Genomic DNA, 10,343 nt, shown 5'->3' with positions numbered 1-10,343 from the left:
GAATCTAACTTAGAAAAGCTAAAAAAATTGTCTTGACAATGGGGGGCATTATACATTGTTATATTCAACACATAATTGTCAATATGTTGGAAAACTAAACAAATAAAACGGTCTATATTTTGATTATTTCTTCAATTTGCTTAAAATATTTACTTTTCTCAATTATATTTTTGCGCAGCATATATGATGTGTAAAGTGTTAAGGCTTTATGTAAAACCAAATTGAGCGTCAAAAAGCCGTCAAATTATGCGAAATTATATAAAAATAATGTACATTTTTTTGGGGGGATTTATTTATGAAGAAAGCAGCAACATTAATTGTAATTATTACATTGATGCTAACCTTCATTATTCCAATGGAGGGGGGTTGGGCAGCAGAAGACAATCTTTTGCTAAACCCGGGATTTGAGCTGGGAAGCACTGAAGGATGGTATCCTTATGGAGATTGTACCATTGAGGCAGTCGACACGGATGCACACGGCGGAAGCTATTGTGTTTTCGTTACGGACAGGACTCAGGAGTGGAACGGTGTAGCCCAGGATATGCTTGACAAGCTTACTGTAGGTATGACTTATCAAATTTCGGCATGGGTTAAAATTGCCGGGACAGGAAGCCACCAGGTCAAAATATCCATGAAAAAAGTTGACAGCGGCAAGGACCCGGTGTATGACACCATTACTTTGGCTACGGTTGACGGTTCTAAATGGTACAGGATGTCGGGGCCGTACAATTATACAGGCACTGATGTTACAGGCCTTGAACTTTATATAGAAGGGCCTCAGGCAGGTGTAAGTTACTATGTTGATGACGTTACAGTAACAAAAGTGGGTTCATCCGCAACATGGAAAGAAGAAGCAAATGCCAGAATTGAGCAAATCAGAAAAAGGGATGCCAAAATAAAGATTGTGGATTCAAGCAATAAACCTGTTTCGGGAGTGAGCCTCGACGTTCGTCAGGTAAAACATGATTTTGGATTTGGTTCGGCTATTACCATGAATGCAATGCATGATTCCCGTTATACCGAATTTTTCAAAAACAATTATGAATGGGCAGTGTTTGAAAATGAAGCAAAATGGTACTCCAACGAAAGCAGCCAGGGCAATGTTTCTTATTATAATGCGGACAGATTGTATGAATGGTGTGCCGAAAACGATATAAAGGTAAGAGGCCATTGTGTATTCTGGGAGCCTGAAGAGTGGCAGCCGTCATGGCTCAAAGGTCTTAGCAATGACGCTCTTTTAAAAGCGATAGATGCAAGACTTGAAAGTGTTGTTCCCCACTTTAGGGGCAAATTCCTTCACTGGGACGTAAACAATGAGATGCTCCACGGTGATTTCTTCAAGAGCCGTTTGGGAGAGTCCATATGGCCTTATATGTTTAAGAGGACCAGGGAGCTGGACCCGGATGCAAAGCTCTTTGTAAACGACTTCAATATTATAACTTATGCTGAGGGTGATGCATACATAAGTCAAATCGAATGGCTCTTGGAAAACGGTGCCGAGATAGACGGCATAGGAGTACAGGGACATTTTGATGAAGTGGTTGCCCCTCTTGTTGTAAAAGCCAGACTGGATAATTTGGCGACTTTGGGGATTCCTATATGGGTAACCGAATATGATTCTAAAACACCGGATGTAAAGAAAAGGGCAGAAAACCTTGAAAACCTTTACCGGATAGCTTTCAGCCATCCGTCCGTTGACGGTATTATAATGTGGGGATATTGGGCAGGTGTCCACTGGAGAGGACAGGATGCCGCAATAGTTGATCAGGACTGGACTGTAAATGAAGCAGGAAAGAGATATCAAGCTTTGCTGAAGGAGTGGACCACAATTACTTCCGGTACTACCGACAGTAAGGGTGCATTCGATTTCAGAGGCTTCCACGGTACATATGAGGTTACTGTAAGTGTTCCTGGAAAAGCGCCTTTTGTAAAGACCATTGAGCTTAATAAAGGAAACGGAACAGCTGTATATACATTTACTGTGGACGGAACTGATGTCGGCTCCGTTTTATACGGTGATGTAAACCAGGACGGGAAGGTAAGCTCAACGGATATGACTGCCTTAAAAAGATACTTGCTTAAGAGTTTTGAATTGTCTGAAGCCGGGCTTGAGGCTGGAGATTTAAACGGTGACGGCAAAGTTAGTTCTACAGATTTGACTATTCTTAAAAGATATTTGTTAAAAGAAATAGATGAATTACCTATAAAGAGCTAAAATTTAATGTTGGTCTGCGCCAATTGAATAATGCAGCTATTTTAGAGGTCGGGAGAAATCTCGACCTTTTTTGCTTCATTATAATTTATTTTCACAAAATTTTCACAAAAAGTTCATTGTATTTGCACAAGATATTCACAGAATATTCAAATTTTTTCATCCTTTTATACAGGAAAGTGTTGTAATATACAAACACGGACGAAATGAAGGAGATTTTATGAGAGTGAGACAAGAAGACAAGAGAACATTGCAAAGGCTAATTAAACTGTTTAAACCATATAAAAAGAACATCATAATTATATTTATTTGTATGCTGTCTTCTGCGGTAGTAAACACCTTGGTTCCGATAATAAGCAAACGCATAGTGGATGACGGCTTGATTCAAAATAATTTCAATTTGCTTATAAAGCTTGTAGCATTAAGTTTGCTTTTGGTGTTGATTGACCAGGGGATAGGCTTTATTGAAACAAGGTATCGTGTACTGATAAGTTCAATAATGCCCTACGAGCTTTCAAAAAGGGCTTTTAAACAAACTATGAAGCTAAAGCTTGGTTATTTCAACAACACAAACAGCGCAGCAATCATGAATAACATTAATATGGATGTTGGAAATATTTCGAAGATAGCCAATTCAAATTTGTTTTTTATAGTGTCGCAGGTTTTCAAGATGATAGGTGGAATTGTGGGTCTATTCATAATTGACTGGAAACTGACACTGGTTGTACTGGCTGTGCTGCCCGTCAAGTACAAACTGGTAAAACTTTTGGCAAAACAAAGGCAGAAGCTGTTTAGCGAATATATGGAGGCCAACAGCGATTATTCGGAATGGTATGGAGATACAGTAGCGGGAGTCAGGGAAGTAAAGCTTCTGGGAATTGACAGGCTAAAGACCGGTGAATTTATTAAGAAGCAGAGAAGACTTATAAAAGTCGACATAAAAATGAACGTACTGGATAAACTTAATGAGCTGTCTGAATCGGTGTTGTTTGAGATAATTACAGGACTTTTGTATATCTTGGGAGCGTACATGATACTAAAGGCAAACTTTACGGTTGGAGGCTTGATGGCATTTATTACATACAGCGTTTATGTTACTACACCTATTTCGGCAATATTGAATATAGGATACACTTTTTCAGACGTAATACCTTCTGCCAAAAGATTCTTTGAATTTTTGGACACGGATAGGGAGAAAGAGCTTGGGAAAACCTTCTTGGACCTTCCTTTCGAAAGCCTGAAATTTGAAAATGTTTCGTTTCAATATTCTGAAGAAAACAAGGTGCTTAAAGGTATAAGCTTTGAAATAAAAAAAGGTGAGAAGGTTGCAGTAATAGGCTCTAATGGAGCGGGCAAGACAACATTGATTAATTTGCTTTTGAGATTTTTAGAGCCGGATGGAGGAAGGATTCTTATTGATGATATTGATATTGCCCATATAAGGCTTAGGGAATACAGGCAGATGATTTCGGTGGTAAGTCAGAATGCATACCTTTTTAATACTACAGTTAGGGAAAACATAATTCCTTTTTCAAAAAACAATGATATAAAACTGCGTATGATTGCAAAGAAGAGCAGAATAGAGGACTTGATTGAGGAATTGCCGCAAAAATATGATACCTTTGTGGGTTCAAACGGTGCCAATCTGTCCGGAGGACAAAGGCAGAAGATAGCTATGGCGAGGGCAATTGCAAAAGAATCCAAGATACTTGTTCTTGATGAAGCAACATCAAACTATGATATTGAGTCCGAAATGGAGATGGCGGACCTCATTGTAAATCAGCTTGAGGACAAAACAGTTCTTATGGTTACTCACAAGTTGCCCATTTTAAAAGCGTTAGACAAAATCGTATTCATTGAGGATGGAAAGGTTGCGGCCCTTGGAAAGCATGAGGAACTGTATCAAAACAACAAGGTTTACAGGGATATAATAAATAATTTCAACCAAGATTTTAAGGAAAAATCAGATACTTATTCTTTGAGTATTTAAAAACTGCTTTTGTTTTCTTCAGCTTTCCTCGGAAGGTTGAGGAATTCAAATATAAAAACAGGCTTGAGAAGATACGCGCGAACTTTTCAAGAGGTTAATGCAAATTGGGGGGTGAAAAGAATGAAAAAGTTAGGCAAAAACATGAATGCAGTTAAAGAAACAGTAGAAGCATATGCTAGTATTGGTATATGTACATGCGGTTGCGGATGCGCATGCGGTGTAATTGCTACTGCAAATTACAATGTTACAAATGGTACAAAGAGTGCTACAAAATCATCCTTTGGTTATAAAGGATAATATTTTGGGTGATGCAATACAAGGATATAGCCGGAATTTATTCCGGTTATATCCTCTTGTTAAAAATAGAGCTAAGTTGCCGCAGAATTGCTTAATAAGATTAAATGCAACGGGGACAGGAGAGAATATCATGAATAAAGAAAAACCGTTTATTCACCTGTTTGAAACTCAGGGGGGTAAGTACATTTTTGATGTAAATACCAATGCAATCATAAAAATAAATAACGAGACATATAGAATGCTCGAGGATTTATTGGAGGATAAAAACTATATTGGTGAAAAATTTCAGTCTTACTGTGAGAGCAACTATATATTAAAGGAACTTAAGGAAAAGGGGTTTTTGTCGTCTAAAAGAGTAAAAAAAGTTGTCCACCCTGTCAGCGATATACTTGAGGATTACTTGCAAAACAAGATGTCTATGATCATCTTGCAGGTCACTCAGCAGTGTAATTTAAGATGCGATTACTGTCCATATTCCGGCGGCTATGTAAACAGGAGCCACAAAAATGTAAGAATGAGCTTTGAAACCGCAAAAAAAGGAGTCGAGTTTTTACTTGACAATTCCCGGGAAGTGGATGTAGTAAATATCGGTTTCTATGGCGGTGAACCTCTTTTGGAATTTGAGCTTATAAAAAAAATAATAGCATATGCAAAAGAAATTTCTGAAGGAAAGACAATCACATTTAGCACTACAACAAATGGGACTTTGTTTACAAAAGAGATTATTGAGTTCTTGATGGAACATGATGTACAAATCTCCATTAGCCTTGACGGGCCAAAAGAAGTTCATGACAGGAATAGAAAATTTGCAGTCACAGGCTGTGGAAGCTTTGATAAAGTAAATAAGAACCTTCAATTCTTTAAAGAAAATTATCCGGAATATTTTAAGAAAATATCCTTTAATACTGTATTGGATCGAAAGGATAGCTTCGGATGCATTAATAAGTTTTTTACTGACTATGACTTGATTAAGGATTCCATGATTACATCTACGGAAATGTCGCTTCAATATATAAAAACAGAAGAAAACATGGAAAATGAGGAATATGACATTCAATTAAACTATGAGCTTTTTAAAATACATCTTGCGCGGCTTAACCGGTTTGATAACAATAAGACATCAAAGCTGGTAAAGGGCTACTTTGATTTTCTAAAGAAAGCCCTGTTGGACGACAGGGTGAGGAGCAAGGAGCTTTCCGATATAGAACACCATGGAGGACCGTGCATACCTGGAGCAACAAGGCTGTTTGCAGATGTAAACGGCAATTTGTATCCATGTGAGAGAGTAAGTGAAGAATCGGAAGTTATGCGTATTGGAACCCTTGACAGTGGCTTTGATTATGACAAAATCAGGAGAATATTAAATGTCGGTCAAATTACTGAAAAAAGCTGCACCAAATGCTGGGCATTTCGATTCTGTACGTTGTGCGCAGCATCTGCTGACGAATTGGACAGATTGTCTGCAGGAAAAAAGAAAGCGAACTGTGCATCAGTCAGATTTGAATTGGAGGAGCACCTGAAGGATTACTGTATGCTTAATGAGTTCGGATATCATTTTAATGACACAAATATTCTCCAAATTGTGGAGGTCTAAAATGAAAAAAAATAAAATCTTGATTTATCCATATGATTTGGAATCGGCTCCAATAATAAGACACCAGAAGCTTTTGGATGGATATGAGATAGCTGCGTTGGTTTCCCCGAGGGGATGGGGAATGAATGGAAAGGACGGTAAAGCTGCAGATGGAGGGGATGACATAGGTATTGTAGTGAGCAGCGATTTTGAAGAAAAACTAAGCTTGTGCGATACCGTTCTGTTTGCAAAATCCCATAATGCTTTGGATTTTAAGAGTATCGTTCTGCCAAAGATTTTGAGAGCAATTGAGGCAGGCAAGGACATAGTTTTATGTATTCCGGTGGAAAAAGAGGAATTTGACTTGATTTTAGGCAAATGCAATGAGCATAAAGTGGATTTTAAATATTTTGCTTATTCAAAAGAGTTGGCAGAATATCCAGAAATACCGTCGCAACAGGAGGTAATTTACAATATTTGCGCGCCTGTGGTTTTTGTAGCGGGAGTTGGAGATAGAGCAAATAAATTTGAAACTCAGCTTGCATTAAGGGAAAATATCCTGAAAAAGGGCTATAAAATAAGCCAGATAGGAAGCCGGGAGTATAGTGAATTGTTTGGATTTCATTCTTTTCCCCAATTTATGTACTCTAAAAAAATATCTGAGTCAAATAAAATAGTAATGTTTAATCATTTCGTAAAGCAAATGGAAATTGAGGAGAAGCCGGATTTGATTATTATAGGAATTCCGGGAGGCATTATGCCTTATAATAATAAACTGACAAACGGGTTTGGTGTCTTAGCCTATGAGGTATCCCAGGCTGTAACTCCCGATTCAACAGTGTTTTGCTGTCATTATGACGGTTATGTCGAGGAGTATTTTACTAGATTGAAAAAATCTGTCCGGTATAAGCTGGGATGTCGTGTAGATTGCTTTAGTATATCAAATGTCATTTTTGACTGGTTTTATTCGAAGGAATTGAGTAGAGAAAGTTATGTTCCCATTGACACGAAAATACTTGACGAAAAAATAAAGGATTTTTCATCTTACGGGGAGACAATTTTTAATGTATTAAACGGTAAGGATGCCCTGCAAATGACAGATTTTATTATCGATACCCTTTCAGAATATGGAGAGGCAGAGTGTATTTAAAGGAGGGTTTAAAATGAATAAGGTACAGGATAATATCGCTTTGAAATTGCTAACAATGCTGAAAGATGAGTTTCAATGGGACTATATTGATGTATGGGAGGAAATAAAGGACAAGCCTTTGCTGGGCTATGATATGGGGATGAGGCCGAGGCACTTGGTATATCTATTTTTTAGCATTGAAAAGTATTTTGGAATAACAATACATGAAAAATATATTATTGACGGAAGGTTCAATACATTAGCGAATATAGTTGAGATTATAAAAGAAGAATTGGAATGCGGTAAAGAAGTTCGGATTGAAAATGCAGGGTAAGGATGGGAAAAAGGTTTATTATGGGTAAAAATAATATAAGTATAGCTATTATTGATGATGGAGTTTATGAGAACTTTTTCGATATTCCGCCCCTTGAATATAAAATTGCGATTAATAGGAACTTGGAGGTTGTACAAGAGGAGGATTGTAAAGAGCCGGTTCCTGATAATGGCTTGCCAAATCACGGGACCATATGCGCTGCAATTATACACAAATTTGCTCCGGATGCTTCTTTAGGAAGCATAAAAGTTCTCAACCGGGACAAAAAGGGGATGAAGGAACAGCTTGTAAAGGCAATCGAGTGGTGTATTGAAAACGGCATAAAAGTTATCAACATGAGCCTTGGCACAGTACATTATAGCGACAGTATTGAATTAAAAAGGGTTGTGGATTTGGCGGCTGAGAGAGGAATTGTGATTGTTTCTGCGTGTAGTAATCAGTATATTATAACGTATCCGTCAAGCTTTACCAATGTGGTGGGGGTAAAAGCGGATTTTACGGATACTTTGAAAGAGGGAGAATATACCTACAACTTTTACCCCAACGATGGTGTGGACATTACCGCATACGGGGCTGTTTCTTTGAGAAGGATAAACGAAGAAGCATTTTACAGTGAATCGTGCAATAGCTATGCCACTCCCTTTATAACAGCGAAGGTATATAATATCATAAAGAAAAATCCTTATGCAAAAGTGGATGATGTTAAGCGGGAATTAATGAAAGGGGCGATAAATAAAAAGGATAAAGAATCCGGTACGTTCATGTTCAAAAGTATAGATTGGGCCAAAAGAGCTTTGATGATTAATTTCAACAATAATAAATATTATAGCGGAAACTCGCGCATTGAGATTATTGAAAAAGTTGACCTCGTATGTGACTGCTATTGCAGCGGAGAGGAAGAAATAGAGAATCTGTTGAGTGGGAAAGGTTACAAGCATGAAAATTTTGATACGGTTATTATAGATGGAAATGAAATTCCATACAAACATGACGTTTGCAACAGTGACAGGTTGATTCAAAAAGCAATGGATTACGGTAAAAATGTAATATATCTCGACGACAGGGATGCAAACAGGGATATTAATGTACCTAGATCCAATGCGACAAATAAGGTGTGGCACCCTTCAATATTTAAGTATTTGGATGTTCCGATTTTAAGAGAAATAGACATTCCGATGATTGTTGTAAGCGATTTTACGGAGCGTTATTTATACGGGATAATGGAAGACCTCAGAAGTAGCTTTCTAAAGGACGGGTATAATATTACGACAGCAAGTGACAGCTGTCTTGGAATATTATATGGAAACAACTACAATCCTCTGTGGGGAGAATCGGTAATTAAAGAGTATGATCCGGCAGGACTTAAAACCCTGTACGGGCTTTACAATCCAGATGTATTGCTCTATGGGATGAATGCTTCCGGTAAAAAAAGCGACTATTTTTACAAGCTAATCAAGTCCTTTGAAGTGGATATATTTATTATTGTGCTTGAAGAATTAAACAATACCGTAAAAGAATTTATTGATGAATGCAAAAAGAAAGACAGTCAATTAATTTTGGTCATGCCTGAAACCGAAAATGATGAGGCCTTTGCCGACAGGCAGAATATGAAATTTTTCAGTCTGTCCCATGGTCTGAATGCGGATGAAATATATGCTTATATGCTTGATTTGTATAAGGTTTCAGGTGATTCTCAAGCTTTCACGGAGTAAATCAACCAAATTTTTCAATCTAATAAAAAATAACAAAAAATAATAAAAAATTCTAAATATCGTGACAAATCACATCATATAATATATTATATTTATATGTAGGTTAATTGGTATTAGAATTGGGGGTATGACAATGAAAAAATGTCCGAACTGCGGAGGAGAGAACAACGAGTTCAATTCGTTTTGTGAGTGGTGCGGCGGAAAAATTCCTGAAACTATGGAGATTAAGTCTGAATATTCCGATGGGGTTGACGATAACTTCGGTTCAAACGGCAATATAAATTCACGGATGAACACCAATTATAGTCCAAGTTATGATTCCATGAGGAGAACAACTAACTATAATACTGCAGAAAGCGACAATGCAGGTATTCTGTCGTTAGTATTCGGTATATTGTCACTTTTTTGCTGTGCTGTTGTTTTTGGACCTTTGGCTATAGTTAAAGGAAATGAATCCAACAGTACACTGGGAAAAGTAGGAAAAGTCTTGGGTATAGTTGGCTTGGGCTTGTGGGCACTGCTTCTTGTTGCAAGGGTTTTAAGACGTCTTGCTTGATAAAATATCTTTAAGGCTGCATTTATCCGAGAGAAAAACGGGGTAGTATTAAAAATGTCTGTAAACTCCAATACATATAAAGATTCGAAGATATATTATTATAATAACAGGAATGATTTAGTGCTTATTTTATTCCTGTTTTTTGTTGTTTTATGTTCCTTTATTTTGAATATAAGGGATGATTATACTTATCTTAAGCTTCCGGGCGTTGATTTCAATATTCCAAATACATGCTTTTTTAAAAGTATTACGGGTTACAATTGTCCCAGCTGCGGAATGACAAGAAGCTTTGTTTCAATAGGCCATTTTGATTTTAAGAGCGCCTTTCGGTATAATATGGCAGGTATCTTTGCATATGCATGGTGCGTCTTGGAAATAATATACCGGATTCTTCGGGTGTTGACAAAAAACAATTCAATTTTGCTAAAGCCCCTAAGATATCTTATAAACATTGTGATAGCAATAACAGTGGTTGCTGCTGTTGTCAATTGGGAGATATTAAGGCTAATATTTGTAAAAGCGTAGGGATGTTAAAGTATG

The 10,343-nt window shown here is 37.3% G+C and carries 9 protein-coding genes; all 9 read left to right on the top strand.

What is annotated here, in order from left to right; genetic code table 11:
• Positions 1-295: 295 nt before the first annotated feature.
• The 9 genes from PLH43_RS11575 (at position 296) to PLH43_RS11535 (ending at position 10,328) form a co-directional block, all read left to right on the top strand.
• Positions 296-2,215, top strand: a complete 1,920-nt coding sequence (locus tag PLH43_RS11575; RefSeq protein WP_324363257.1) for an endo-1,4-beta-xylanase — start codon at positions 296-298, stop codon at positions 2,213-2,215.
• A 217-nt stretch (positions 2,216-2,432) separates the two neighbouring features.
• Positions 2,433-4,202 carry an ABC transporter ATP-binding protein gene (locus PLH43_RS11570; protein WP_324363255.1) on the top strand — a complete coding sequence of 590 codons (1,770 nt, stop codon included), beginning with the start codon at positions 2,433-2,435 and terminating at the stop codon, positions 4,200-4,202.
• 120 nt (positions 4,203-4,322) lie between these two features.
• A complete protein-coding gene (locus PLH43_RS11565) occupies positions 4,323-4,499 on the top strand; it encodes a CLI_3235 family bacteriocin precursor (RefSeq protein ID WP_324363253.1) in 177 nt (58 codons plus the stop codon).
• Between the two features lie 130 nt (positions 4,500-4,629).
• A complete protein-coding gene (gene ccpM / locus PLH43_RS11560) occupies positions 4,630-6,093 on the top strand; it encodes a Cys-rich peptide radical SAM maturase CcpM (RefSeq protein ID WP_324363251.1) in 1,464 nt (487 codons plus the stop codon).
• Between the two features lies 1 nt (position 6,094).
• Complete coding sequence (locus PLH43_RS11555) at positions 6,095-7,222, top strand: TIGR04066 family peptide maturation system protein (RefSeq protein WP_324363248.1); 1,128 nt, start codon at positions 6,095-6,097, stop codon at positions 7,220-7,222.
• Between the two features lie 13 nt (positions 7,223-7,235).
• On the top strand, positions 7,236-7,535 hold the full coding sequence (locus PLH43_RS11550) for a peptide maturation system acyl carrier-related protein (RefSeq protein WP_324363246.1): 300 nt from the start codon (positions 7,236-7,238) through the stop codon (positions 7,533-7,535).
• 2 nt (positions 7,536-7,537) lie between these two features.
• A complete protein-coding gene (locus tag PLH43_RS11545; RefSeq protein WP_324363244.1) occupies positions 7,538-9,247 on the top strand; it encodes a S8 family serine peptidase in 1,710 nt (569 codons plus the stop codon).
• A gap of 133 nt (positions 9,248-9,380) precedes the next feature.
• Positions 9,381-9,803 carry a hypothetical protein gene (locus tag PLH43_RS11540; protein WP_324363242.1) on the top strand — a complete coding sequence of 141 codons (423 nt, stop codon included), beginning with the start codon at positions 9,381-9,383 and terminating at the stop codon, positions 9,801-9,803.
• Between the two features lie 120 nt (positions 9,804-9,923).
• Positions 9,924-10,328 (top strand): DUF2752 domain-containing protein, encoded by a 405-nt coding sequence (locus tag PLH43_RS11535; RefSeq protein ID WP_324363240.1) that lies wholly within the window; start codon positions 9,924-9,926, stop codon positions 10,326-10,328.
• Positions 10,329-10,343 lie beyond the last annotated feature (15 nt).

Origin of the sequence: Acetivibrio sp. (assembly GCF_035371925.1) — a bacterium.
GTDB lineage: Bacteria > Bacillota > Clostridia > Acetivibrionales > Acetivibrionaceae > Hungateiclostridium.
This window is presented reverse-complemented; position numbering and strand designations above follow the sequence as displayed.

Bases quoted from the DNA above. Each gene is read 5' to 3' on its own strand.
- PLH43_RS11575 (WP_324363257.1), top strand. From the start codon at position 296: ATGAAGAAAGCAGCAACATTAATTGTAATTATTACATTGATGCTAACC.
- PLH43_RS11570 (WP_324363255.1), top strand. From the start codon at position 2,433: ATGAGAGTGAGACAAGAAGACAAGAGAACATTGCAAAGGCTAATTAAA.
- PLH43_RS11565 (WP_324363253.1), top strand. From the start codon at position 4,323: ATGAAAAAGTTAGGCAAAAACATGAATGCAGTTAAAGAAACAGTAGAA.
- ccpM (WP_324363251.1), top strand. From the start codon at position 4,630: ATGAATAAAGAAAAACCGTTTATTCACCTGTTTGAAACTCAGGGGGGT.
- PLH43_RS11555 (WP_324363248.1), top strand. From the start codon at position 6,095: ATGAAAAAAAATAAAATCTTGATTTATCCATATGATTTGGAATCGGCT.
- PLH43_RS11550 (WP_324363246.1), top strand. From the start codon at position 7,236: ATGAATAAGGTACAGGATAATATCGCTTTGAAATTGCTAACAATGCTG.
- PLH43_RS11545 (WP_324363244.1), top strand. From the start codon at position 7,538: ATGGGAAAAAGGTTTATTATGGGTAAAAATAATATAAGTATAGCTATT.
- PLH43_RS11540 (WP_324363242.1), top strand. From the start codon at position 9,381: ATGAAAAAATGTCCGAACTGCGGAGGAGAGAACAACGAGTTCAATTCG.